This window comes from Gracilibacillus suaedae (assembly GCF_017599345.1).
Classification (GTDB): Bacteria; Bacillota; Bacilli; order Bacillales; family Amphibacillaceae; genus Gracilibacillus; species Gracilibacillus suaedae.
This window is the reverse complement of record NZ_JAGFVL010000060.1, coordinates 1-25,497: the sequence shown is the minus strand read 5'-3', so window position 1 is coordinate 25,497 and position 25,497 is coordinate 1. Positions and strand designations below refer to the sequence as shown.

Annotated in this window: 32 protein-coding genes and 2 riboswitches; of the genes, 3 read left to right on the top strand and 29 right to left on the bottom strand. The window is 35.5% G+C overall.

The window, feature by feature from the left end:
* Window positions 1–35: 35 nt before the first annotated feature.
* Window positions 36–254, top strand: coding sequence for a hypothetical protein (locus tag J5J03_RS17995; RefSeq protein ID WP_208591487.1), 219 nt, complete (start codon window positions 36–38; stop codon window positions 252–254).
* Window positions 255–273: 19 nt separating this feature from the next.
* On the opposite strand, the gene J5J03_RS17990 is transcribed toward J5J03_RS17995, so the two are convergent.
* The 12 genes from J5J03_RS17990 to J5J03_RS17935 all read right to left on the bottom strand — a co-directional run bounded on the left by J5J03_RS17990 (window position 274) and on the right by J5J03_RS17935 (window position 11,240).
* A complete protein-coding gene (locus J5J03_RS17990; protein ID WP_208591486.1) occupies window positions 274–957 on the bottom strand; it encodes a hypothetical protein in 684 nt (227 codons plus the stop codon).
* A gap of 117 nt (window positions 958–1,074) precedes the next feature.
* Window positions 1,075–1,416, bottom strand: coding sequence for an ASCH domain-containing protein (locus tag J5J03_RS17985; protein ID WP_208591484.1), 342 nt, complete (start codon window positions 1,414–1,416; stop codon window positions 1,075–1,077).
* Window positions 1,417–1,525: 109 nt separating this feature from the next.
* A complete protein-coding gene (locus J5J03_RS17980; RefSeq protein ID WP_208591482.1) occupies window positions 1,526–2,269 on the bottom strand; it encodes an ABC transporter permease in 744 nt (247 codons plus the stop codon).
* A gap of 13 nt (window positions 2,270–2,282) precedes the next feature.
* Entirely contained in the window at window positions 2,283–3,197 is a 915-nt protein-coding gene (locus J5J03_RS17975; RefSeq protein WP_208591479.1) for an ABC transporter ATP-binding protein, read from the bottom strand.
* Window positions 3,198–3,224: 27 nt separating this feature from the next.
* Window positions 3,225–3,638, bottom strand: a complete 414-nt coding sequence (locus J5J03_RS17970) for a DUF3021 domain-containing protein (RefSeq protein ID WP_208591478.1) — start codon at window positions 3,636–3,638, stop codon at window positions 3,225–3,227.
* On the bottom strand, window positions 3,635–4,090 hold the full coding sequence (locus tag J5J03_RS17965; protein WP_208591477.1) for a LytTR family DNA-binding domain-containing protein: 456 nt from the start codon (window positions 4,088–4,090) through the stop codon (window positions 3,635–3,637). The genes J5J03_RS17970 and J5J03_RS17965 overlap by 4 nt, the downstream gene beginning before the upstream one ends.
* 163 nt (window positions 4,091–4,253) lie before the next feature.
* A complete protein-coding gene (locus tag J5J03_RS17960; protein WP_208591476.1) occupies window positions 4,254–4,748 on the bottom strand; it encodes an SRPBCC family protein in 495 nt (164 codons plus the stop codon).
* Between the two features lie 237 nt (window positions 4,749–4,985).
* Window positions 4,986–6,482 (bottom strand): sodium:solute symporter family transporter, encoded by a 1,497-nt coding sequence (locus J5J03_RS17955; protein WP_208591474.1) that lies wholly within the window; start codon window positions 6,480–6,482, stop codon window positions 4,986–4,988.
* Between the two features lie 96 nt (window positions 6,483–6,578).
* Window positions 6,579–6,989, bottom strand: a complete 411-nt coding sequence (locus tag J5J03_RS17950) for a Zn-ribbon domain-containing OB-fold protein (protein ID WP_208591472.1) — start codon at window positions 6,987–6,989, stop codon at window positions 6,579–6,581.
* Window positions 6,986–8,146 (bottom strand): thiolase family protein, encoded by a 1,161-nt coding sequence (locus J5J03_RS17945; RefSeq protein ID WP_208591465.1) that lies wholly within the window; start codon window positions 8,144–8,146, stop codon window positions 6,986–6,988. The genes J5J03_RS17950 and J5J03_RS17945 overlap by 4 nt, the downstream gene beginning before the upstream one ends.
* On the bottom strand, window positions 8,146–10,077 hold the full coding sequence (locus J5J03_RS17940; RefSeq protein ID WP_208591464.1) for an acetoacetate--CoA ligase: 1,932 nt from the start codon (window positions 10,075–10,077) through the stop codon (window positions 8,146–8,148). Before J5J03_RS17940 ends, J5J03_RS17945 begins: the two co-directional genes overlap by 1 nt.
* Window positions 10,074–11,240, bottom strand: a complete 1,167-nt coding sequence (locus J5J03_RS17935) for a thiolase family protein (protein ID WP_208591463.1) — start codon at window positions 11,238–11,240, stop codon at window positions 10,074–10,076. Before J5J03_RS17935 ends, J5J03_RS17940 begins: the two co-directional genes overlap by 4 nt.
* Window positions 11,241–11,307: 67 nt before the next feature.
* A riboswitch (SAM riboswitch) is annotated at window positions 11,308–11,413 on the bottom strand.
* Window positions 11,414–11,494: 81 nt separating this feature from the next.
* A riboswitch (SAM riboswitch) is annotated at window positions 11,495–11,610 on the bottom strand.
* Between the two features lie 196 nt (window positions 11,611–11,806).
* Here J5J03_RS17935 and J5J03_RS17930 point away from each other — a divergent pair.
* Entirely contained in the window at window positions 11,807–12,412 is a 606-nt protein-coding gene (locus tag J5J03_RS17930; RefSeq protein WP_208591462.1) for an esterase/lipase family protein, read from the top strand.
* A gap of 75 nt (window positions 12,413–12,487) precedes the next feature.
* Here J5J03_RS17930 and J5J03_RS17925 read toward each other — a convergent pair whose 3' ends face one another.
* The 5 genes from J5J03_RS17925 to J5J03_RS17905 all read right to left on the bottom strand — a co-directional run bounded on the left by J5J03_RS17925 (window position 12,488) and on the right by J5J03_RS17905 (window position 15,846).
* Window positions 12,488–13,030 carry a GNAT family N-acetyltransferase gene (locus J5J03_RS17925; protein ID WP_208591457.1) on the bottom strand — a complete coding sequence of 181 codons (543 nt, stop codon included), beginning with the start codon at window positions 13,028–13,030 and terminating at the stop codon, window positions 12,488–12,490.
* A 114-nt stretch (window positions 13,031–13,144) separates the two neighbouring features.
* The gene (locus tag J5J03_RS17920; RefSeq protein WP_231710825.1) at window positions 13,145–13,867 is read right to left on the bottom strand and encodes a pentapeptide repeat-containing protein; all 723 of its coding nucleotides are present in this window, start codon (window positions 13,865–13,867) and stop codon (window positions 13,145–13,147) included.
* Complete coding sequence (locus J5J03_RS17915) at window positions 13,867–14,214, bottom strand: PadR family transcriptional regulator (protein ID WP_208591453.1); 348 nt, start codon at window positions 14,212–14,214, stop codon at window positions 13,867–13,869. The genes J5J03_RS17920 and J5J03_RS17915 overlap by 1 nt, the downstream gene beginning before the upstream one ends.
* Before the next feature lie 206 nt (window positions 14,215–14,420).
* Window positions 14,421–14,834: an ATP-binding cassette domain-containing protein gene (locus J5J03_RS17910; RefSeq protein WP_331460523.1), complete on the bottom strand. Its 414-nt coding sequence runs from the start codon at window positions 14,832–14,834 to the stop codon at window positions 14,421–14,423.
* 565 nt (window positions 14,835–15,399) lie between these two features.
* Window positions 15,400–15,846 carry an NUDIX hydrolase gene (locus J5J03_RS17905; RefSeq protein WP_208591451.1) on the bottom strand — a complete coding sequence of 149 codons (447 nt, stop codon included), beginning with the start codon at window positions 15,844–15,846 and terminating at the stop codon, window positions 15,400–15,402.
* Between the two features lie 140 nt (window positions 15,847–15,986).
* Between J5J03_RS17905 and J5J03_RS17900 the strand changes: the two genes are divergently transcribed.
* Complete coding sequence (locus J5J03_RS17900; protein ID WP_208591449.1) at window positions 15,987–16,817, top strand: AraC family transcriptional regulator; 831 nt, start codon at window positions 15,987–15,989, stop codon at window positions 16,815–16,817.
* A gap of 42 nt (window positions 16,818–16,859) precedes the next feature.
* Here J5J03_RS17900 and J5J03_RS17895 read toward each other — a convergent pair whose 3' ends face one another.
* The 12 genes from J5J03_RS17895 to J5J03_RS17840 form a co-directional block, all read right to left on the bottom strand.
* A complete protein-coding gene (locus tag J5J03_RS17895; RefSeq protein WP_208591446.1) occupies window positions 16,860–17,423 on the bottom strand; it encodes a histidine phosphatase family protein in 564 nt (187 codons plus the stop codon).
* Between the two features lie 10 nt (window positions 17,424–17,433).
* Entirely contained in the window at window positions 17,434–18,417 is a 984-nt protein-coding gene (locus J5J03_RS17890) for a ketoacyl-ACP synthase III (RefSeq protein WP_208591444.1), read from the bottom strand.
* Window positions 18,418–18,537: 120 nt separating this feature from the next.
* Window positions 18,538–19,083, bottom strand: coding sequence for a hypothetical protein (locus J5J03_RS17885; RefSeq protein WP_208591443.1), 546 nt, complete (start codon window positions 19,081–19,083; stop codon window positions 18,538–18,540).
* On the bottom strand, window positions 19,052–19,648 hold the full coding sequence (locus J5J03_RS17880; protein ID WP_208591442.1) for a hypothetical protein: 597 nt from the start codon (window positions 19,646–19,648) through the stop codon (window positions 19,052–19,054). Before J5J03_RS17880 ends, J5J03_RS17885 begins: the two co-directional genes overlap by 32 nt.
* A gap of 69 nt (window positions 19,649–19,717) precedes the next feature.
* On the bottom strand, window positions 19,718–20,065 hold the full coding sequence (locus tag J5J03_RS17875) for an STM3941 family protein (protein ID WP_208591441.1): 348 nt from the start codon (window positions 20,063–20,065) through the stop codon (window positions 19,718–19,720).
* 50 nt (window positions 20,066–20,115) lie between these two features.
* Window positions 20,116–20,775, bottom strand: coding sequence for a DUF443 family protein (locus J5J03_RS17870; RefSeq protein WP_208591440.1), 660 nt, complete (start codon window positions 20,773–20,775; stop codon window positions 20,116–20,118).
* A gap of 191 nt (window positions 20,776–20,966) precedes the next feature.
* The gene (locus J5J03_RS17865; protein WP_208591439.1) at window positions 20,967–21,296 is read right to left on the bottom strand and encodes a hypothetical protein; all 330 of its coding nucleotides are present in this window, start codon (window positions 21,294–21,296) and stop codon (window positions 20,967–20,969) included.
* 340 nt (window positions 21,297–21,636) lie between these two features.
* On the bottom strand, window positions 21,637–21,849 hold the full coding sequence (locus J5J03_RS17860; protein ID WP_208591438.1) for a hypothetical protein: 213 nt from the start codon (window positions 21,847–21,849) through the stop codon (window positions 21,637–21,639).
* A gap of 207 nt (window positions 21,850–22,056) precedes the next feature.
* Window positions 22,057–22,365, bottom strand: coding sequence for a DUF4176 domain-containing protein (locus tag J5J03_RS17855; protein ID WP_208591437.1), 309 nt, complete (start codon window positions 22,363–22,365; stop codon window positions 22,057–22,059).
* A 31-nt stretch (window positions 22,366–22,396) separates the two neighbouring features.
* Window positions 22,397–23,035, bottom strand: a complete 639-nt coding sequence (locus J5J03_RS17850) for a DUF443 family protein (RefSeq protein ID WP_208591436.1) — start codon at window positions 23,033–23,035, stop codon at window positions 22,397–22,399.
* Window positions 23,036–23,356: 321 nt separating this feature from the next.
* Entirely contained in the window at window positions 23,357–23,995 is a 639-nt protein-coding gene (locus J5J03_RS17845; protein WP_208591435.1) for a DUF443 family protein, read from the bottom strand.
* Between the two features lie 2 nt (window positions 23,996–23,997).
* On the bottom strand, window positions 23,998–25,497 hold a 1,500-nt coding region (locus J5J03_RS17840; protein WP_231710820.1), incomplete at its 5' end, for a T7SS effector LXG polymorphic toxin.

The window sequence follows — 25,497 nt, the reverse complement described above, 5'->3', positions numbered from 1 at the left end:
AAACGTATGTGATGTGAAAAAGGAGGAGATTTTTCATGCGTACAGCCTATCAGAATAATGACACAATCCAGGTAGTATTTCTGAATCAGAAAAACGAAGATGTAGAAGAGGCGGTCTTGAACAATGCTCAGATAACAGCTTTATTCCAAGCAAATCAGGTTTGGATTGAACGATTTGAGAAAAACCTGAAAATAAAAAATTCCTTATGGTCTCTTAATCATAACAACATGTTTTTACGGGTTAATGTAGAGTAATTGAGAGCAGCGAAACGCCTTATTCACAAGGGAAGTGGATTAGGTGTTTTCTTTTTTTTGAAAAAGTAATATCTGTTGCCACTAAGCTGATCATCAGTAGTAGCTCCAAAGCATTGGTAAAGGCTGTGCTTTCGACCTTGACTGGCAGAGCACTACCGATTCCCATTATAATGGCACCTGCGAGCATCCACTTCCATTTAGTAAAGTGATAAAGAATAAACCATGTAACAAGAAGAATTACACTAACACAAATAATCATTAGATGTGATCCTTCTGTCTCTGTTGCAGGAATATAATGCAGAATACCGTACTCTGAAACAGGCTTTAGCTCTATTTCTGTCACCACTGTCATGATTTCGATAAGTATTAAAATACATGTGAAAGTAAGGGTTATCCTAATTGCTCTTACAGAGTGAAATCCCTTTTTACCTAACTTTCTTAATACACCTAAACAAAACAGAATAAGTGTCGGTGTAACGATAGCATGTATCCAGTAGCGAAACAGATGGAGATTTTCCAAAAAGGGACCTGTTCCAATAAATTTCCCAAAGGCAATAATGAGATTGTCAACGATTAAACCAGCTATGACTATGTACAAGAATAAAGTAAGACTTCTTATATTTTTCCCTCTTTTTTTAATGAAAGCTGTTACCAGTAAAACCATATAAGACAGGGTAATAAGAATATATAAATAAAAATCCACTAAGTTTCGCTCCTCAACTTTTTTTATAGTGTATGTTATTCTTTTTTCTACATTCGCAGGAGCTACTAACAATATCGTATTCGCTTAAAAAATAAAAAGACTCCAATTTGAAGTCTTTTATCCTTGAGCGCTAAATTCATGTACCCATACTTCCATTTCAGGGAGCCATGGCATTCCTGGATGGATCGACAATATGGCTTCTTTATATGCCGCTAAACTTTCATATCCTTCTCGCTTGGCATCTTCATCTGTTAATTCGCCAAGTTTTTGTCTATATACATTATCTATTCGGAATTGCTTGTCTTTTAGTTCCATTGTTTCACCGATATCTGCATAACGACCATTACGTCTTGTTGCGGTCTTGATACCTTTTAATACTTTTTCTACATCTTCCGGTAATGTAACCAAACGGTCAACGCTGCAAGTTTTCGGTGGTAATGGCATATTGTTTTCATTCATCATTTCCAACACCTTACCTTTCCTTTCTATTGTATCTTCTACAATAGCTTACCACAAATACTTTTAAGCTCTGTGAAAGAAAATATTACAAAATGTTGAACATTTGGCTTTAGCTTCTTGATTGTCTTAGAAAACGAGGGTAGCTAAAGAAGGATATCACACAACCTACCATGCCAAATCCTAACAAAATTAATAAGGTCAACCATATATCAGTAACATGACCACCATCCTGCAAAATAGATTGGAATCCTTCCAGTGCCCAATATTGTGGTAGGAATTTCGCTATCAATTGCATCGAATTTGGCATGATCTCTAGTGGCATCCATAGCCCACCAAGCATTGCTCCACCTAATGCAATCACTTGCGTTAGCGCAATACCCATATTTTCGGTATTAACTAGTAATGACATGGCCATTCCCCAACTGGTGGAAAGAAAAGCTAGTGTAAGGGATATAATCGTTAAAGCAATGGGGTCACCTAAAGGTAAGTCATATACAAGTACTCCAAACAACAATAATACGACAATTTGAAGGATCACAATGATCAAAAATGGTAACCATTTTCCGATAAGAAAACGATTTAATGGTAAAGGTGTACTAGCAACTCGAGCGACCATTCCACTATCTCGATCTTTTATAAAGGTAATCACCATCGAAATCATAATAAAGAAAGTAAACATTATAATATAGCCTGGTACTATTTGTGTTACTAGTTGCTCTGGCTCCATTTCATTCACACCGGAAAATATCGTAATAAAACCTATAATAAAAATAATTGGCAATATAAAAGTCCAAAACCAAATCCCTTTGTCCTGCAGCTTCATTTTTAATTCGACTATCGTAATTGCCCACATAAACCATCCACTCCTATCCATTATCCCTTAATTGGGTGCCTGTTAAATAAAAGAAAATATCTTCTAATCTTGACTGGCTCAATTCCAATCGTTCCGGGTTAATTCCATTTTGCCGAAATTGTTCAATCATTTTTCCCATTGTCAAAAGCGGGTCATCACAGTTCACGGCGAATCCAGTCTTCTTCTCAATGGTATCACCATATGAAGATAGTTCCTCTTTGCCAATTCCATCCGCAGAAACAAAAATAGATGCACTGCGGTGTTTATTTAACACATGCTTCATGGTGCCATGTTCCACTAATTTTCCTTTGTCAATAAAGCCAACACTATTACAGATTTGCTCCACTTCTTCCATATAGTGACTAGAGTAAATAACGGTACTTCCCATCTCTTTTAATTGCTGAATAAGGGTGAAAATGGCATGTCTTGATTGAGGATCAATCCCTACGGTGGGTTCATCTAATACTATTAAAGAAGGTTCATGAAGGATGGCACAACCGATATTTAAACGGCGTTTCATGCCTCCAGAGAACTCTGTTATTTTTTGATTTGCCTTATCACTTAGTCCAATTTGTTCCAACACTGTCCGAATTCGTTTACGCAAATGTTCACCTGATAAACCATACAGCCTGCCAAAATACATTAAATTATCCTTAGCCGTTAATAATTCCTCTAAGCAAATATCTTGTGGTACATATCCGATAAAATTTTTAACCGCTAGCTGATTCTGTTTCACAGACTTGTTAAAAACTTGAATATCCCCTTCAAACCTTTGCAATACCCCAACCAATATTTTCATGAAAGTAGATTTCCCTGCACCATTTGGACCGACTAAACCAAAGCAACTTCCTTCCTCAATTTGAAACTGTAAGTCATTCAATGCTTGAACAGAACCATAATATTTACTAACAGATTGCACTTCAATCATCTAGACATCTCCTCTGCAAAAATGTTTTCAATTATTTTCTCGATCTATGCGTTCATTCATGACTCTTTCCATGTTTTTATAGTAGAAATAAGCACTAATCCAAAAAATGGAATAAAGCGTTAAAAATATCCCTAACCCTATAATCATTGCTAACAGGTTAAAAGGAATCCACCCCGCCAAAATAGCTATTGGAAAAAAAACGAGAATAGTCAAAGACAAATGAATTACTGTCTGTTTCAAAATACTCCATCTTTCTAGCTCAAATATGACAGAAGCTAAACTGTAATAAACACCGATTGCCATGCTTGCAGACCAATGTTTCCATATTTCTTGTATCGTCGAATTAATGTCTAGCATAACTAGGAAGGAAAGTACCACAAAGGTTATCAGACTTCCTATCGCAACACCGAGTAATATTCTTTTCAGTCCTTCAACAATCATTTGTCTCCTCCTTCCATAATCTGTTTTTTTAAATCATTGACATATTTCCTGCTTACATATTCCTTACTTCCAGACTTAAAGTAAACACACAACGTACCATTAAACGATAGTTCAAAACGATCGATTTGATTTACATTACCAACAACAGACTTGGAAAAGCGGATAAATCCAGCATTACTCAGCATTTCTTCCACTTCATATAATTTCATTTTTAACTCCATACAGTCGCCATTAATGGAGGCGAGCACTTTCCGATCTTTAGCATAAAAAAAATCAATTTCCTCAGGGTTTAAAACTATCGAACGATCTTCTTCGACAGCCACTATCCGCTTCGGTTGTTTCTTTTTTAACAGTTGAACAAGCTCCTCTACTTCCTTAGTCCATTCCTTCGCATGAATCGTTACTTGACACTCATCACCATTTTCGGGATCAATATCGATTCTCACTTTCATTGTTTCACCCCTCTTTGTATTATGCTGTATATCACTTCTTATTTGGGAAAATAACTCATTAGTCGTATTTTTAAAAACATAGCATGTAATTTTACATGAATAAGATGCTTTCATTCATATAAAAAGCGACTGATGAATAAATCTATCAGTCGCACAGTTGTTATTAAGGATAGCTAACCTTACCTTTTTCCATTAATTGTTTAAGTCCTTCAAACATCATTTCCCAACCAGCTTGTGACCCATCATGATATTCTTTACATGCCTTGTCAATATCTACTTGTGTCCATTCTTCTTCATGGGGGACAACTATCTTCTGGACAAAAGTCATATTACATCCAGACGTCGTTGGTTCAAAAGAAACAGTTAAAACATCTACGGTATCACTAAACTGTGGCATTTCAAAAGTTTTTACAAGTTTATTCGATTTATCTAAAACTCGGTACTCACCAATCGCTCGATAATCCATGCCATCACGGTGATCAACAATTTCCCAGCTACCACCTTCTTTGGCATCACTCTTAGCCACTTTGTTGGTCAGTTCCATTGTAAATAGCCATTTTTTCATTAATTCCGGTTCAATCCAAGCGGCGTATACTTTTGCTGCGTCCACATTAAAAGCTTTGGTCATTGTTAATGTTACCGTTGAATGATTTGTCATCTGTTTTCCCACCTTTATCCATTAAATTTGAGAATGTTGTCAGGAGTTGATAGTAGGTTCTTAAAAGTTGATAGTGTTTTGCCTGAAGTTGATCGTAAATTCTAAAAGTTGATAGTATTTCACTCGAAGTTGATCGTAAACTTATGAATGCATTTCCATAATATCATTATTACATCATCCAATGGAAAGAACATTTAAAAAGAGCTGACTTAAACGTCAGCTCTCTCCAATCATGTTTTAGCTAATTTTCTTTAACACTAATTCTTCATGTTCTTCCGTAGCTGTTAATAAGCCGATAACCCCCATTACGATAAATGAAGCTAAGGAAGCAAAGAACATCGCTAGATAAATATTTGCAATCACATTAAATTGTGTAAAGATCACATACAAGGCTGCACCTGTGATCACTGCTGCAATCGCACCATAGTTTGTTGCTTTTTTCCAAAAGTAGCCTAATGTTATAGGTGCTAATATTCCTGAAATGATCGCGGAAAAGCTGAATTGGATTAAGATTGACAAGGAATCCGGGCGATCTAATGAAATATATAATGATAAGAGTCCTACTAAAATGAGCGATCCTTTTGCTACTTTCACTGATTGTAAATCTAATTTCGCTTGGCTTATATTCTTTTTGAATACTGGTGCCAATACTTTGTAAAAGTCATTCCCAATACTAGTTGTTACACCTAAGTATAAGCTATCTGTACTGGAGAGGATCGCCGAAATAATACCTACAATCATAATCGCGGCAATAATACTAGGGAATGATTCGATCACATACATTGGGATGGCTGAATCTGCACTATTCAATGTTGGAAAAAGTACCCGTGCAGCTAAACCACCAAGCACCATCAAAGTAGAAATGACGAATAATACAATTCCCGATGATAAGGTAAATGGTGCAAGCTCTTCCTCTGTTTCAATTGATAAAATTTTGTTCAACAAGTGTGGCATAAGGATAAAACTGAATAATAAAAATTGTACAGCCATAATCGCTAACACACTGTTATACGGTCCATCAACGCCAACAAAAGTGGTTAGATTGGGATCTACTGCATTCAGTTGATTAGTCAATTCCCCGAACACGTTGATACCGCCACCGATTGTCCAAAAGAACGAAATAAAAATAAGAATGGAAGCTAAAGCCATAAACAATCCCTGAATACCGTCCGTAATCATCTGAGCAAATGCTCCACCTAAACCAATATATAAAATCGTAATAGCTACTCCGATAATAATTCCCCAGAAATAAGGAATACCAATTACCGTCTCAAAAATTGTAGCAAGTCCGACATTTTGACCAACAATATAATATACATTAAATAATATCAAAAGAGAGACGATGACTTGTAATGTTCTCGAATTATATCGACGTCCTAACCACTCAGGTACAGTAGAAACTCGTCCGAATTTCTTGCCATAACGCCAAAATGTTTTTGCGAAAATTAATAGACCGACCCATGAAACACCAAAACACCCTAATGTATACCATAAAACGGAAGTACCATGTTGATAGGCTAATCCAGGAACTCCAATAAAAAGATTTGCACTAGAATAAGATGCAGCAAAACTAGCTCCTACAAGCCAAGGGCTGACCTTCCCTCTAGCGGTTGCAAATCCGTTCATCGATTTACTATGGGCACTTCCTTTTTTTCCAATCCATGTTACAACACCAAAATAAGCAACTAATAATATAATAACAGTCCAAAGAAGTAAACTAGATTCCGTTAACATGCCAATACCACCTTTAATTATTTTTGTAGAACTTGTTCCAAATCGTCAGTCCGATAATCCAAAATACGACAACTAAAATGAGATACGTATAAATCATCACTTACTCCCCTTTCTTTTGAAAAATGGTAATAACCGTTCATTTAATTGCTGAAAGGATATTTGTACTGGTAACTGATAACGTAATTCCTGTTCATCGATTAGCAAATGTGTGAGTAAGGATGGTCCCTCGGCTAATTGGACAATCCCTACTGCATATGGTGTTCGTTCTTGCCAAGCAGGATGTCCTGCTCGATGGACAATACTCCAAGATTTTAACTTACCTTGTCCCGATGTCTCTTTCCACGTTAGCTTCGAGCTAAAACAGTTGGGACAATGTGCGCGTGGATAGAAAACCCATTGCGTACAATCATTACATTGCTGTAGATAAAATTGCTTTTCGTTAATCTTATCCCAAAAAGGCTTACTTACTGCTGTAATCGTTGGTTCCGGAAATGATATGTTCGTCATTGCTCTCCTCCTAAAACTAAAGCAGTTGTTTCGCTTAATGTCGCTCCATTTCCTGTCACAAGTGCATGTTTAACATCAGCAATTTGTCGGTCTCCACCTTCACCGCGTAATTGAATGACTGCTTCAATAATATGTGACATTCCTCCGGCTAAATCGGCTTGGCCAAAGCCTAGTTGACCACCATGGGTATTGAGAGGATAATCGCCATCATGATCAAAAGTATGACTTCGGACAAAATCACCGAACTCGCCTTGCTTACATATCCCGATGCTTTCTAGCTGCACCGCTACAACACTTGTATAACAATCATAAAGTGATAACAAATCTACATCTTCCCCGTTAATTCCTGCCTGATGTAAGGCTTGTGGAATCGAATAGGTAAAAGGTAACTGATCAATTGCCGGGGCTTGACTAACCGCACGATGAGTGATTTTTTCCCCTGCCCCTTTTAAATAGACCGGCTTTTTCTTTGTTTGCTTTGCTTTTTCCTCTGAAGTAACAATCACGGCTGCTCCACCCGCACATGGCATAACAATTTCTAACAGTCTTAATGGATCCGATATAATTGGTGATCGCAAAATATCATCTAACTCAACTGGCTTATCATAAAAGATTGCTTTCGGATTTTTTAGTGCATTTTTTCTAGACCAATACGCAATTCTCGCAAAATCTTCTTGTTTAGATCCATATAATTCCATATGCTCTCTTTTTAACAATGCATAGGACGTATTTGCGCCTGAAGCACCAAACGGAACATCAAATTCACGAATTGGATTACGGTTCGGTGAGCGTGGTACCTGTCCTTTTTCATTTTTATTAGCTAATACACAGACGACTGTTTCACACATTCCTACTTCAATCGCCGCAGCTGCCCGCCAAACCATTCCCGCACCAGTCGCTCCTCCTAGATCAACAGTGTTGGACATAATCGGAGAAATGCCTAAATATTCTGACACTGTTGCAGGTACGTGTTGTGGCGTTTCACCTACTTGGGGTCCTACTAATAGTCCATCGATTTCATCTTTCGTTAGACCGGCATCCGCTAATGCAAACTGAACAGATTCCGCTATTAATCCTAACGTCGTTTTCCCTTCAGAGTACCGTACTGGCTTTAGTTCACCGATACCGATAATTGCGCCTTTCGGTCGTTTCACCATTAGTAGCACTCCTTCTCTTTAATATCTGTTAATTCTTGTAAGCATTCAGGATTACTAATAGAAGCTTTGTTCTGGACTTCATTACCAATCGCTTCTGTTTTTGCAGCACCTTCGACTTTCTTACCGTTGACCGTGTATGGTATATCCTTCACCTGATAAATTCGTCTTGGAACATGGCGTGGTGATGCTTTTTCTCGTATTTGTTGTCGAATATGCTTGGCTAGTTCTTTCGTTAACTGATCGGTTACAACACATAACACAATCTCTTCATCATTTTCACATGGTAAGCCAAACACGATCGAATCTTTAATTTCTTCGATTTGTTCTACAACACTATAAATCTCTGCAGTCCCAATTCGCACACCACCCGGATTTAGGACAGTATCTGCACGGCCATAGATAATAAACGATTGATCAATAGTTTGTTCGGCAAAATCACCATGTGTCCAAATACCTGGTCGTTCAGCAAAATAATTGGTACGATAACGTTCGTCACCATTCTCACCATAAAATGTTAGTGGCATGCTTGGAAAAGGCTGTGTACAGACAAGATCTCCCTTTTGACCATAGACAGGTGCATCACGTTCATCTAACACTTCCATCGCCATCCCTAATGCTTTACAACTAATCTCTCCGCGGAAAACTGGGTGAATTGGAGAACCCATGACAAAACATCCAATAATCTCTGTACCTCCTGAGATAGATGCTAAGTAAAAATCTTCTTTAATCGTCTCATATACCCAATCATATTGTTCAGCTACTAGCGGTGCACCACAGGAAAGGATACTTTTTAAGGAAGTTAATGGATACCGATCTTTCAGGACAACATTTGCTTTCATCAATGAATCTAAATACTTTGGACTCGTGCCAAAGTGCGTCAGTCCGATTCCTTCAGCAATGTCCCATAAATGCGTTGGATTATTTGGTAATACTGGAGAACCATCATATAATAAAAGGGAAGCATTACTAGCCAAACCAGATACAAGCCATGGATACATCATCCATGCAGTGTTGGAATACCAAAAAAGCACATCTTCTTCATGTACATCACAATGCAATTGATGTTCTTTCACATGTTGTAGTAACGTGCCACCTACAGAGTGAACAATTGCCTTAGGCAATCCTGTCGTTCCAGATGTATAAAGAATATATAGCGGATCACGAAATTCAGTTCTTTCAAACTCTGGTTCCTTCGCATCGTTTTCGAGTAGAGATGACCAAGTGATCGAGTTAGCTAGTTCTCCCGCAATGGTTATGATGTGATTAATGCTAGTAATCTGCTCAACTGTTTCTTGTACTTTTTTCGAAATATCAAAAGGTTTTTGTTTATACTGATACTTTAGATTCGCGATTAGGACTTTCGGTTGCACTTGACCAATTCGATCGATAATTCCTTTCGCACCAAAATCTGGTGAACAGGAGGTCCAAACTGCTCCAAGTGATGTTGCAGCAAGTAAAGCGACTAATCCTGCTATATTATTAGTAGTAATCCCCGCTACGCGATCTCCTTTTTTTACGCCTAATTGTTTTAATCCGTACTGTGCTTTTGCAACTTGTGTACGTAAGTCTTGATAAGTAACCTTAGCTGTTACACCTGTTTCATCTGCTTGATAGGCAGCAATTTGATGATCCTTACCTTTTAGTAGATTCTCCGCAAAGTTTAATTGAGCATCAGGGAAAAAAACAGCATCTGCCATTGATTCACCTTGGACATAGAATCTGTCTCCTTTTTCACCGATAATACCTGCATAATCCCATACACCAGACCAGAAATCCCCGATATTCGTAATCGACCAACGATGTAATCTTTCATAAGGAAAAAGTACTTGATTAACATAATTAGCAAAAGCTTGAAGGTGTGATTGTTCAATATCTTTTTCTGCAGGTTCCCATAATATATGACTCTTGTTATCTATTGTTTGAGTATTCATTGTTTTCCCCCTTCCGTTGGTACTTCAATAAGAATAGCAATTCCTTGACCGCCACCACCACATAGGGAAGCTATTCCTTTACCACCGCCACGACGTTTCAATTCATGTGCTAATGTTAAAACTAAACGAAATCCGGTACCTCCAAGTGGATGCCCGATTGCAATAGCTCCTCCATTAACGTTTACTTTGTCATAACCAATATTTAATGCTTTACAGCTAGCGATCACCACACTAGCGAACGCTTCATTTATTTCAAATAGATCAATATCATTTATTGTCAGTTGCTGTTTATTCAATATTTTTTGAATGGCGTCTGCCGGTTTTGTTTGGAGACTTGCGTCAGGACCAGCCGTTTCCGCCCAATCAATAACATGGGCTAGGGGTTCTGTTCCGAGCCGTTCTGCCTGTTCTAAAGTTGTGACAATTCCAAGACTTGCTCCGTCCGTCATTTGCGAGGCATTACCTGCTGTAATGGTTCCATCGTTCGTAAAAGCCGGTTTTAAATTAGCTAATTTATCTATAGTTGTCTGAGGGCGTAACCCTTCATCATTTGCTAATACACTATCGATTGGTAGGATTTCTTCCGCCAGTAGTCCTCTTTCAAAGGCAGTTGCTGCTCTTTGTTGAGAGAGAGCTGCAAATTGATCTTGCTCTTTGCGGCTAATGTTATAATCACGATTATATTGTTCCGTTAATGTGCCCATCGACTGATCACTCAGAGCACACCACAGCCCATCATGTAACAACGTATCAGTAATCGTCTGATGACCTATACCTTTGATTGATCTAGTCGGGATAACGTGTGGTGCATTGGACATCGAGTCAAAGCCACCAACAATATAAAAAGAACCTTCTTCTAATCTAATGCGGCGCGCCGCATCAATGACAGAGGCAACTCCTCCGAGACATACATTATTTAAGGTGATTGCTGGTGTTCTACTATCAAGCCCTGCTTGGTATGCAACTTGTCTAGCAGGATTTTGGCCCTGACCAGCCTGAATAACTTGTGCTAACAACACGCCATCTATCTGAGGAATTGCTGCATACTTTTCGATTAAATAGTTCAACGGCTTACTCGCTAATGTTACCGCATCAAATGCTGCAAGGGCACCATTCCATTTTCCAAAAGGTGTCCGGATCCCGTCTAATATAACAATCGACATATATGATTACTCCTTCTTCTATTTAAATAAAAAAGCCCTCTTCGATAAAAAGAGGACTCTACTACTCTTCTTATCTTTCAGGAATACTCCTGTTGGAATTAGCACCTTTTAAGCAATCGCTTAATGGTTGCCGGGTTTCATAGGGCCAGTCCCTCCACCTCTCTTGATAAGCTTATAGATATAATGTTGGTAATCCTTATCATAAAAAAATCTCTCTATTTGGAGATAGAGAGATACATTACGTAACAATGAATCTCTTATCTCTTCTAAGTGAAAACACTCAGACGGAATTGGCACCTATATTAAGCAATAACACTTAATGGTTGCCGAGGCTTCTTTGGGCCAGTCCCTCCACCTCTCTTGATAAGACAAGATTAATGTTCAGTTTTTATATCCTAGTAATATACTGTACTTTACATGCTTTTGTTGGAATTGTCAATATATTTCGACAATTAAAAGAAAGTATTAACGTAAATATTCCATCGCTTTTAAAAATAGGAAATATTATACAAACAATATCAATCCTGTGGTAAAATAATCCATATAATATACTAAAGGAGGATTATATGAAATCTATCAAACTCTCGTTTATTGGCTTGCTGTTACTTGTATTACTTTTTAGTGTTCCTACAACCACAATGGCACAAGAAGAATCTGGCATTGACTTTGACAAGCCTGTTGTTCTCGTTCATGGTATAGGTGGTGCACCGTACAATTTCTATAGTATCGAACGAAAATTAAGAAGTATTGGGTACGACAGATCTGATTTGCATGCGATAAACTTCAGAGACAAAACAGGCAATAATTATCGAAATTCTCGTCAACTCAGAGATTATATTGATGATGTACTTAGTAATTATGATGTAGAGGAAGTAAATATTATTGCTCACAGTATGGGTGGTGCTAATACTTTACGTTATTTAACTCGCTTAGGTGGTGTGGATAAAGTCGATAAAGTAATTACACTTGGAGGTGCTAATCGCTTAGGGGCAACATCAGTCCCATCCGGAGTTGATTTCACTTCTATCTATAGCAGTTCAGATTCTATCGTATCTATCAGTTTGTCAAGAATTAGTGGTGCTGATAATATTCATGTTTCAGGCGTATCACACCTTCGTCTTTTAACGAGTAGCAGAGTACAAGATCTCATTGTTGAAAGTTTAGGAAATTAATATTATTCACTATCTAGAAGTCGTTTGGTATTTTTCCGCCAAACGACTTCTTATATTCTATTATTTATTGCTATACTATTTGAGCCATTCTTCCGCTAATGTTCCATAAATAACATGGTCCGTATAGTGATCATATAACCACTCAACACTTCTAATACGTCCTTCTTCCACAAAGCCAAGTCGTTTAGGTATATCTCTACTTTTTTGATTATTGATGGCCGCTCTAATCTCAACTTTGTTAAGTTTTAGTTCCATAAAAGCATAATCTGTTAGCGTTTTAGCAACCCTTGTCATGATTCCGTTTCCTTGATACTCAGCCCCTAGCCAATAACCGATATATGCGATTTTATTGGACCAATCAATACTATTAAAACCAGCAACCCCGACAATCTCCCCATGATATAAAATGACTGTAGTAAGACTCTTATTATCAGCAAAACCTTTCAAACTGGATTGAATGAACTCCCTCGTATCTTCTACTTTTACTGTTACATCAACCCAAGGTAGCCACTCTCGTAAATAGTCCCTTGAATTTTCGGTTAGATCAAATATCGTTTCTGCATCTCTTTGGTCAATTAGTTTTAGAGACAAATTCTCGTATATTTTACGTACAAACATGTCTATCCCCCCAATTGGTAAATTGAAAACATTTTACCAGAATATGAAATTGAATACTAGTGTTATTTGCGAAATTTAGCGCAAAAAAAGAGCCCGGATAGGCTCAAATATGTTTTAAATCACTGTAACATTCGTTAAATCTGCTTTCGTTCTATTCAATGTGGCATAAGTTACTTTATCCATTGTTGCTCCGTCGAAATTTGCTTTATGGCAATAGTATGCATATTTAAAAGATACATTTCTAAACACAGCATTTTTAAAGTTTACGCCTTTAAGTGCACTTAGGTAAAAACTCGTACCATTAAATGTTTGATTTTCGAAATTAACACCAGATAAATTAGAATAGCTTAAGTCTGTATCATCTAAAACTGTCTTTTGAAAACTTGTTTTTGATAGATCTGTCTTCGATAAACTAGCTCCAGAAAGATTGGCAGCGTCAAAAATAACATTTCTTAGATCACAAGTATCAAACTTAGTATTTGATAAGTCTGCTCCTGTAAAATCTGAACCTCTTATATCACTTTTACTAAACTCAGATCCTTGTAGATTAACTTCTTTAAAGTCTGAGTTTACAAGGTCCATTTTTGTAAAATCCATTTTCTTTTGTTCTACCTGCTCCTCTTCTGCAGCTTCTGAAAATTCTTCCACCAATTCAGCAACATCCCCAATCGAGTTAACCGTCATTTTAAAAGCGGTATCTTCGTCATATCCTTGTTCTATGAAGTCATTTAATTTTTCCTGTAAATTGTTGTGTAACTCTTCCTTCAACTCCCCAACAGAATGGGTATTTTCATAAGGCAACAATATGCCGTCAACATATCTTTCTATTTTATTCATCAATTTTCATTTCCACCTTTCGCTAATAATTGATCTAAAATCCGTTTGGCTGCTTCCCAGTTTCTTTTATTTTCGTAATAATTAACTTTTCCTTTTTCCGTAACCTTGTAATATTTACGTCTGCCACCTTGGGTCTCATCTCCCCAATAGGATACGATACTGCCATCCTTCTCCAGACGCTTCAGACTTGAATACATGGTGGCCTCTTTCAGCTCATACTCTCCATCTGAATATGCTGCTATTAATTTCGTTATTTCATATCCATATTTATCTCCACTCATTAGTAAGTTCAAAATAATTGTATCTGCATGTCCTCTAAGCAAATCAGAGGAAGCTTTATTTTTCATGAACGATGCACCTCCTATATACCATCATACATTACTTTGACCTTCATTGTATTGTTATAGCTGTTATAAACTTCCCCAAGGAGGTATTACATAACGAGATTAGGATGTTTTTCTTTTAAAAACCTGAACAGAAGCTATATAGGTGACAATCAACAATCCAAATAACCATAGTAACGAAATCCAAACATTGTTACCGACAGGTTCACTCAGCAACAAGCTTCGTATAGCTTCAAGAACCGCCTATCAGCAGCATCAAGTAACTCATCAGACTTTTTAATTGCTTGTGGCAAATGACGAAGTTTTCCAATCATGCGGATGTTCTCCCTACCTGTTAATCCCTCATCTACCGCGGCATATTGACCTGTCAAACTGATCACTCCACGAACTTGTTCCGGCTCCTTCATTACATTAAATCCATTGATTACAGCCGAACCACTATCTGCATTAAGAAGCGTTGAAAGTATTTTAATGGTCGTTGTTTTTCCCGCACCATTGGAATCCAATAAAGCAAAAACACTTCCCTTCTCTACAGAAAGATTGATATTTTTTAATACTTTATGGCCTTTATACGACTTCTGAAGATTTCGAACTGCTATCAGTTTCTCCTTCGTTTCAACCATAATGGCATTCTCCTTGTATATTATTTTTGGATGGTGTCTCTGTCATCCACAAATACAATATAAATCATATTACTATGATTGTCAATGTAATATTAAAATAAGAATACTGTTTCCGTAATTGAACTTTATCATCCAAGCATTTAATTATCTCGAACTCAAGATAAATGACTAGATGTTATGAAACAAAAAGAAGCGATATCGAGTATTTTTGACGGATTAGATAACAATGAGAAAAACGGAATGATGGAACAATTATTAAAATTTAGGCTATCATGCTGAAAAATATAAAGCGTGACTTCCATCAGTGGGGATTTTACGAATGATTGCATTTCACTGGGAAAACCGAGGTCACCTGTTAATCTTTATGGAAGTAGGTGTTACTAAGAAGAACAAATAAGTTGGACCTTGGAAGGGAAGCGCTGATGTCCCAGAAAGCGGTGCACTTGTCCAAGGAAGGGAACTACCTGTTGCTTGGATAAAACCCTTTCTCCCTGGGATAATTCATATGGAAGTAGCCATTTAGATTTTCAGGTTATCAGGTGAACGTTATGATTTGTCGCTTTTTCTACAAAAAATCAGTCCACCCGTACAAATCAAATGGCTTACCATCTTGATAATTTTCAATTGCTTGTTGAACATAAGGAATGATATTTTCAGGCAGATTGTTGAGTGGATACCATGCTAACTCATCACATTTGTCAGGCTCTTTATTAATAATATCTCCTGTCCACTTCTCAGCTGTCAAAAAGAAATCAATCCGCTCCTCTTCTGCCCTACGATGCATAACTCCAACAATGTTCAAGTCTTTTTTGGAGATAGTAATGCCAGCCTCTTCTAATGCTTCTCTTTGAGCAGCAGTAATCACATCTTCTCCTCCATCGACATGACCAGCTAAGACACTGTAGTTGCCATCTTCATAACCTGTGTTATATCGTCTGAGTAACAGAATATGATCAGCTTTTAATAGAAAAATATGCACTGCCACAATTACTTTGAATCTATCTTTTGCCATGATTGATCACCTCTTTTTTATTATAACTTGTTATTTTAGAAAAAAGGAGCCATTAACCCAAACTCACAAAATGGTGCACAGATTGTGAGGAACATGGTTTTTTATTTTGCTACTCTATTAATTAATGGGAGGTTACAACAATGAATTCTTTAAGACAAATGAATGAAGCGATAGCCTATATTGAAGCTCACTTGACGACCTCAATCAACTATAAAAAGGTTGCCCAGATAGCTCAATGCTCAGAGTACCACTTTAAAAGGATGTTTTCTTTTTTAGCAGGGATACCACTATCCGAATACATTCGCAGGCGACGTATGACTTTGGCAGCACTTGAGTTAAAAGGAGAACAAACGAAAATTATTGACGTTGCATTAAAATATGGATACGCCACACCAAATTCATTTGCTAAGGCTTTTCATCAAGTTCACGGTCTAATGCCTTCAGATATGAGAGATCAAGCTCATTCTTTAAAGGCCTATCCACAGTTGACCTTCCAACTAACTGTTAGAGGAGTGAATGAAATGAATGTACGTATCGTTCAAAAGGATGATTTTTCCATCATTGGAACAAGAAAGAGAATGAAAGTATTAGAAAACGACGTAGACCCAGAAATAAATAAACTTTGGGAACATGCATCAGAAGACACATTAGAAGAATTAAAGAAACTATCTAACCTTGAACCAACAGGGATACTTCATGTACTAACTAATTACTCCGAGGAGGAAATTGACTATTATTTCGGTGTGGCGACCTCTAAAAATTCATCTTCTTCATATGACAGCCTGGATATTGCAGAACAAACATGGGCTGTATTTAAAGTTAAGGGTGGTTGGGAAGACGTTCAAGCCGCTTGGGAGCGTATTTATAGTGAGTGGTTTCCTTCTTCCAATTATGAACACAGTGGAGCACCCGAAATCCTGAGCAGCAAAGATGAAGTTAGTGAAATTTGGATTCCGATTGTAAAAAAATAATACGGTAGCCAAGGATGTCATTAAATCCTTGGCTATTTATTACTATTCTTCATGATAATACGTAGTACAATGCCAATGTTTGCTACTTGTTTTTCTTTTACCTCTCCAGCCCATCTTTAATAGTTCTTTTGCAATCAACATATTAAAAAAGCCATGCCCAATCAAGGCAACAGAATCATATATTTCAGCATATTCTATTAATAATTGTGCAGCTTTTTGGGCTCTCTTTTTTGCATGAGTTATCGACTCACAACCTTTTGCATTTCCGAAAAACCACAAACACCTTAGTAAAAATGCCCAGATACTTGAGGGTAACTTTACCCCTCTCAGAGAGGAGCTAGGCAATTCTGTTTCACGAAAAATTCGATTGGGTACAAAGTCAAGGCTGGGGTGCAATAACTTTGCAGACTGAATCGACCTTTGTAAATCACTTGTCAAGATCAAATTGGCTGTCCGTACTTTCTTCAGTGTCTCCAAAGGATAGAAATCCTCTTTCAAAACGCCACTATTATCATAACTGCTCACCCAATCATTAAATTCTTCAGCCGTTAACCGACGATTAGTTGTGAATTCCGATTTGCCATGTCTAATTAATGAAATATCCATACACGTGGTCCTACAGTGTCCACTCTATCAGCAACCCAGCATATGTTAAGCCTCCGCCAAAACCATATAATAAGACTTTATCGCCATTATTTAATTTTTCATTTTGTACTCCAATATCTAAAGACAACGGTATAGTAGCGGAAGAGGTATTTCCATAATCAACTAAACTGTATAATGTCCGTTCAATTGGAAACTGGCTTTTTTCGCAAATAGCCTCAATCATTCTTAAATTAGCACTGTGGGGAACAAACCAGTCTAATTCAGCTAATTGCATCGAGGCCTTTTCTGTTACAGCTTGCATACCTTTTGGAACTGTTTTAACGGCCCATTTATAAACCTCTCTACCGTTTTGTACGATCAAACCGTTATCGATTAATTTTTGATGATGCATTTGGTTCGCTTGATCGGTGCAATATAAATGCTGTCCACTTTCACCTTCAGATCCCATATGTGCTGAAATAAAACTTGGTTGTTCTTCATCATATTCTACGAGCACCGCACCTCCACCATCACCAAAAAGAACGCAAGTCGTTCTATCTGTATAATCCGTTATCTTTGATAAAGTTTCTGCACCAACGACAAGTATTTTTTTATTCAAACCTGATGTTATCAATCCATTTGCTAGATGTAGTCCATATGTGAAACCTGCACAGGCTGCGTTTAAATCAATGGTACCGGTATTTTTGATCCCTAGTTTTGCCTGAAGGTAAGAAGCAACACTAGGCGTTTTGAAATCAGGAGTAAAAGTGCAAACTATGATCAAATCAACGTCATCAACAGATTTATTGTATCGCTCCATTAAGTTTAGTACAGCGTTATAGCTGATATCACTCGTGAATTCTTCTTCGTGGGCAATTCTTCGTTCTTTCATACCTGTACGCTTCATAATCCACTCATCACTTGTGTCAACGATCTTCTCTAAATCATGGTTGGTCAATTTTCGTTCTGGTACATATGAACCTATTGCCGTAATTCGAGCTTTGGAATTTGTCATCACTCTTCACCTCATTTTTATGTTTGATCCTATTTTAACACTTAATCTTAGTATCTGGTACTAATTTAATACAAAAAAATACCATTTGGTTTTCAAATGGATTTTTAATGCCTCGTATTCTTAATCATTCTGGTCGGTTAGTTGAGAACTTTTCTTATACAAGGCAAATCTTTCTTTAGGAAGTCTTTGCATAAAAGCTATAAATAATATGAATGAAAATTGAGCAAAGGTTAATAAAACGAAAGAAGAAGTAAATAAAAATAAGAAGATTAAAAATAGGAAGATTATCAAGGAAATAACCGCGATCCAGATATCTTGCTTAATCAATTTTCTTCCTCTCTGAATATAATCTTCTATCATGGTTTGAGTTAGATATATTTCTCTTATTTCTTTAGGTATCATTTTCTTATAGACTAAACTCCCTAAAATAATACCTACTAAAATAATGGCAATTACTACTATTGTCTTTCCCATACTGGAAAATGTATAGCTAATTTCTTGCAAGCTTCTCATAATTGCTAGAATTGCGAAAAAACTAATCCAGTAACCCGTTTTGTTCATATCATTACTATGATCAATTCTATAAGTATAGTTGGTATGTATATCAACATAAATGGTATATTTGTGTGCCCTTTTATTTTCCGTGTAAATAGGAATTAATTTCAACTGAATCATCCTTTTTATGATTGATTTTTCTTCGTTTTATCCATAGATAAACTGCCCTAATTAACAAATATAGGATACCAAAAGGAGCGAGCAACAAACTAAAAATATAAACAAAGAATTGAATGAAATATTTAGATTGGTATACATAAATAGTAGCAAATGATTGTTTTTTTATTTTAAATTCGTATCTAAACCCGAATATTACATCGTAAATAACTTTTGCAAAAGGATAAATAAAGAAGGATATTATTGAAAGGTACATCCAAGAACATCCATCCTTATCGAAGGAAAATAAGATAGTCAAACCAAGCGCCCAAAGTGCACTCTGACCATACTTTTTTAAGAAGTATTTACGATTGACTTGACTATACTCTTTTCTTTCTTCATGATATGCAGCTAGTTGATCAGACAGTTTTTTGCTCTCATCATGATACTTGTATAATCTTTCTCCAGACACTGCAATTTCTTCTTCTTCAAAAGCACGTCGATCTAATTCGTCTACCAATATATCTCTATCTTTTCGTTTCACTTGTCCCCAGACAATAGTGAATGGATGAGACTTCATTGATTTATTTACTTTACTTAAAAGTTTCGTGTTATCATACATACGAGCAAGGTATTTTTCTTCATCATATTAATTTATATTGATATATCTATATAAATTTACTTCTTGAATTTCATATTCTTTAATATCTACCCATTTGACTGCAATTGGTTTCTTTGATCGCGAATTAAGAATTAATTCTTCGTCGCTTAAAATAAGAAGTGGTTTCGATTCCTTTAATATTTTTATAATCCGATAAAGTAAAAAAATAAATAATCCTACCAGAAACAGACCTATTAAACCTAAAAAAAGATCTACATATTTAAAAGCTGCCCAACAAATCATAGATCCAAATACAACAAAAGTAAGACTGATAAACATGATGAAAATGCTGTTTATTAAAGAGTTATAAAAATATAGTGTATTTTTAGATTTCATCAGTGGCTCCTTAACATTGTTATTATTCACATCTTCTATTTTACTATCATTTAATCTTGTAACATGAAATCTCCGTCAAATTTCACATTGGTACTAGGTTCTAATACTGTCGTTCCATTCGCTAAAGATACAGCTATGAAAAATGTAGTAGCACAGATTAAAGGTACCAAATGTCCTTCCTGAATAAATACTATAAAAAATAAAACACTTATTCCCAGACTAACAATGTAATAAAAAAAACTTTGCAAAAAATGCTTAAATGACGTTGGTCTTATCCAAATACACCTTTTTGATAATTTGTCTTGGTTAAAGACACGATAAAGCTTTTGTTTATTTCTATTGCTAAAATAGAACCGTAGTAACAATACTAAAGCGATCACCACAACTGAAAGAATAATATTAAACATCAACGTACTCTCTAGTTCCAAATAATCTGTCAAAGGACTTAAAAAGTTGTTTGCAATAGCTACTGATAAGAACCCTAATGTAATGGTACCGATTTTTTTATCAGTTGGTTCATTCTGTAAGACAGATAATTTTCCCTCAATTTCTTCTTCAATTTGATAAATCGAGTTAGGTGTGAGCCATGTTAAAAACGGAAATAATATCTTCCATATTGACTGGTTCATGTCCAAAGTGTAGGTGTTTCCTTCGATCTTCAGAATTCTAAATCTTGGATTATTTTTTATTCTTTGGACTTCACATTCCATAAATCATCAACTCCAATTCGTGCTATTTCTTCATAAATATATCTACTAACCTTTTAGCATTAACCATATAAACTAACTCAATGAAAAAAAAGGAAATACTATATTTTCCATCTCAGATATTTTGAATTCTACTTTCTCCATTTGCTTTTGGGGATTAGCTTCACCTGATTTTTCACCTTGTAATTACAGATTTAGTTATTATTATAAAACCCCGTCCTTTTTAAATAATTCTCTTTTGTTTTAGGAAAAACTTTTGTATAGATAAGAGTAAATATCCAGGTAGTTAATCCTGTAGGAATTAGAGCAATAAAAGCAAGTGGATAAACAAAAATACCGCCGATTATTAAATATAGAATAGCAATATACATAATAGAAATTATTAATAGAAACATATATGACATCTTAATAAATGGATATAAATCCAAATTTGAGCCTGATTGTTTTGAAATTTTAATCCGTTCTTTATCTTTTTTTATTTCTTGTATAGCAACCCGGAATGGATACAATAAAAAATTCTTCATTGGTTCACTCCCTCGACACTTCCATAAATGTATGGTGCAAAATTAATTCACCTTTCAATTCAAAACCTTTCAAGATAACTTCTTTTTATATGATCATGATGAAAGAAAATATCATCGCTTCTTGAATTAATTTACATCTGCTTCTCGCTTTATAGTTCATCTACTAATGTATAACCCCCTACACTTAACAGCACACCTAAAAGAAGGCAAAGAAACAAGATCATCTGCTTCTTTGCCCTTCCTCCTATTCATCTAGTTCCTAATCATAGTTATCTAATCTGAAGTGAATATTCTCTTCCGTTAATTTCGTAAATATATCTTCATCTTCCGGATAAATATCTTATAAGAAACGAACAGCACTGTCTTTCTCTATAATACCCATATATTCCTCATCTAGTGTGACTGGCATTCCTTCGAAAATATAGTCTCCATTTTGATTCCCTAAAGTTAATTCAAAATAGATACTTTGAATAGGTGCGCGTAATCGATTCACACCAAAGAAAAGTATAGAAGTACTGCCATCTTTGTTATAAACAATATCATGTGGAAACACACTAAAATCATTGGGAATACCTGCTTTTGGATCTGCTTTAATTACTTCCTTAAGTTAAGTACGTTGTTCTAGTGCCAAAACAAAAAATTTCTTAAGTCAATATTAAATTCTGTTAACTTCATAAATATATCTTCGGTAAACTAACAAGATTCCTATACAGCTCTGCTCTAGATACCATATTTGATCTCCATCAATCTTTCTTTATTTTCAAACCTTATCAAGCGGTCCGTTTACTTTCCCCTCTACATAACTAGACTTATTTTCTATCTTCCAATCGTTAAACAACTTCTGAAATCTTTCTTCTTCCTCATCTTCAAATCCCTCAAACACAACTTGATCTATATTCTCATGATTAAAATAAAAGACGTTGTCTGGAACTAATCCCTGTGGATATAAACACCCAGAATAATCAAACATTTGGTTTTCACCCTCTACTTCAATTATCGGGCCTCTATTTAAAACCATTAATTTACTTGTTCCTTCATTCAGATATACAATTGAACCTATTGGTAACATACTTATTCCTCCCCGTTTATATTTTAAGTAATTATCTAAATCTTACTGGAGTTGGACCATCTAATATTGTGGTTGCATTAACGACAGTTAAAGTAAAAAAGAAAAAAGTTGCCACAATTATTAACATCATATTACCGTCTGTAATAAATAATACCAACGTGGAAAGAAAAAAAAGTAAAATAAATAAATAAATAAATAAACTTTGTATAACATGTTTAAATGTTCTTGGCCTTATAAAAATACGTTTCTTTAATAATAAATTTGAAGTAACCTTTTCATAAAACTTTTTTTTGTACTTTTTGCCTATATAAACACGTATTAACACTATTAATAACATCATAAAAGTCGCAATCACACTGTTCACTAACATAGTGCTCTGAATATTAAAATACTCTGTAAGTGGTCTTAATAAATTGGCTAAAAAAATTCCTATCCCAGTTCCTAGTATTGCAAGACTTTTATCGTTTGACTTCTCTCTCTCTAAGTACTTCATCTTACTATTAATTTCTTCCCCATCCACTTTATAGATTGTATTTGGTACTATCCAAGTTAGAAAAGGGAATAGTGTTTTCCAAATTGACTTGCCCATATCTAAGATATAGGTCTCTTCATCAATCTTTAATATTCGAAATCTTGGATTCTTATAGACACGTTGCACTTCACACTTCATAAAAATTACCATCCCAACTCATTGGGTTTATTGCATATAACCTCTTACTAATGGCTTTTAGCAGACTCCAAAAGCTCGTTACCTAATTTGAACAATCTTTGACCTTACAGTATCTAAGCCATCTTTAAGCCTCAGAACATTGTTATCATAAGCATAGTTAAAAGCCAAAGTTGCGCCATGCCAATTCCAACCGTCCAACCTTTTCAAATATGTCTTTTTACTTTTCAACTCCTGTACTAACTGCTATAAAACTCCTTTTTAAAGTTTTTCCTGTACCTGGTAGAAACCAGATTTCGGTAAATGATTTGACGTTATAGAAGACTATTGTATAAATTTCACAGTAATATTTCCCGTTTCGACCGTATACCAATTAACTATTAACAAAAAAAACGCAAATACAATAAAACATAATAGGACTATTGTATTTCCCGAGTATACAAAACCCAGTGAAGAAAGTAATATAAAAATTAAACACATTAAATAAAAAACTATAGGTACAACTAATCGTTTAAAGGATTGAGGTCTTATCCACATTGTATGCTCCTTTAATTCTCCCTTAATTAAATTATCTAATTTTTTTTCATTACGTTTGTTTAAATATAACCTAAAAAACAAAACCATTAAAAAGCTTGAGACTAAAAATAATAAGCTTATTAACAACGAAAATTGATTACCAAAATAACTTATAACAGGTCTAATCAAGTTGGCTAACAATATTGAGATTCCGGCAATCAAAAGATACGGGTATTTATCATTAGAATTTTGATCATGTGAGTCTGTCAACTTTTCTATCACCTTTTTATCTGTTACTTTGAAAGCTTTTTGTGGTAATATCCAGTGAATAAAAGGAAATATAATACTGCCTCTCGGCCTTTCCGAATCTAAAATGAATAACTCCCCATTCACATGAATAAGTTTGTACCGTATGTTTTTATACAGATAATGTAAATCACCGTTCATAATTACCACCCCCAATTCATTGGATTCATAGCATCAAATCCACTTTGAATAGCCTCTCCAGCTCTTTCTAATGAATTATCAAAAGCTTCTTTAGCTTTATCTATTTTACTTCCTACATAGTCCAGTCCATCTTGTAATCCTAATAAGTTAGTATCATATGCAAAATTGAAGAATGTTCCAGCAGCTGTCCCTAAAGCTGCAGCTCCAAGAATTGCCCAACCACCTGGATTGCTAATCAACGCACCTGTTATTAACGTTACTCCGGCACCAACTGCTAACGATGTAACATTATGTGCAATTGCTTCTCCAGCTGTCTTATTCTTAACGAAAATATCATCATACATACCAATACTAAAACCACCGAATGCCGCTATTCCACCTATTGTCTTTCCAAATTTAGTTATCTTTGAACCAATATCTGAATAAGCACTTGCTCGTTTTGCTGTATTCTCATCCATCATTACAAACGACTTTGAGCCAGAAGGACCTTTAATTCCTCTTTCAAAAGTTATTTTCTGTCCATTTTTCACTACACTAATCCCTAGTTGTTCAAACGTTGAAGAAGCTAAATTAATCTTAAAATTCCTCTCAATCTTCTCGCTGTTATCGTTTAGATATTCAATTAAATTTTGTGTATCTTCATCAGAAACTTCTTCTTTCAGTTTTTCATTATTGGTGATATTTTTTGAAGATTTTAGTACAGATAGAATATTATAAAATTTATCTCGTGGAAGTTTACCATTTTTTAAATCATTAAAGGCATTATTTAAGATTGCCCGTTCTGTTTCATCCATCCCCTTTAAAGCTGATTCTTTTAACTGTTCAATCTCATACATCGACATATATCGAATAGAATCTAGATCTACTTCCCCTGAATTCGCAATACCTTCATTGTAACCTTTTAGAACTGCTAATCCCGCATTTCTAGAGTCTCCTTTATAATCCGTAAACCGAGCTTTTCCACTCACAGCTCCAGCATTATTCAGCGTATTTTTGATTTCCTTTAATAACTCTTCTGTTTGCGAGTTGCTACTTCTACCTGTCGTTGTAAACGAATCTAAATCTTCTTGTAAATTATCTCCTACATTAATGACCGAATATTTATCATTATTGATTGCAACGAAAGAAGGAGTGGTTGCACTGCTAATATCTGAGATACTGCTAATAGTGCTACTTACTGAATCACGGTGTGTTTGTAAAGCTTCATAGTCCTCACTGACATCTTCCATTGTATCTCTAACATAATTACTTTCTATAATGGTGCTACTACTTTCATCTACTCTTGATTGGAAGGTCTCAATATGTTTGTTCAAATTCTCATATAAATCCGTAAAGACTCCATCAAATGTTGTTAAGACAGTAAGATGAAGGTCTCTAAAATATAATTTGGCTTGATCTGCAGTTTCCCCTGAAAAAGTAGTCATATTACAGATTTCTTCTATGTTTTGTTCCACTTTTGAAAGACTATCTTTTATATCTTCAGACTTTGATTTAAACTCATC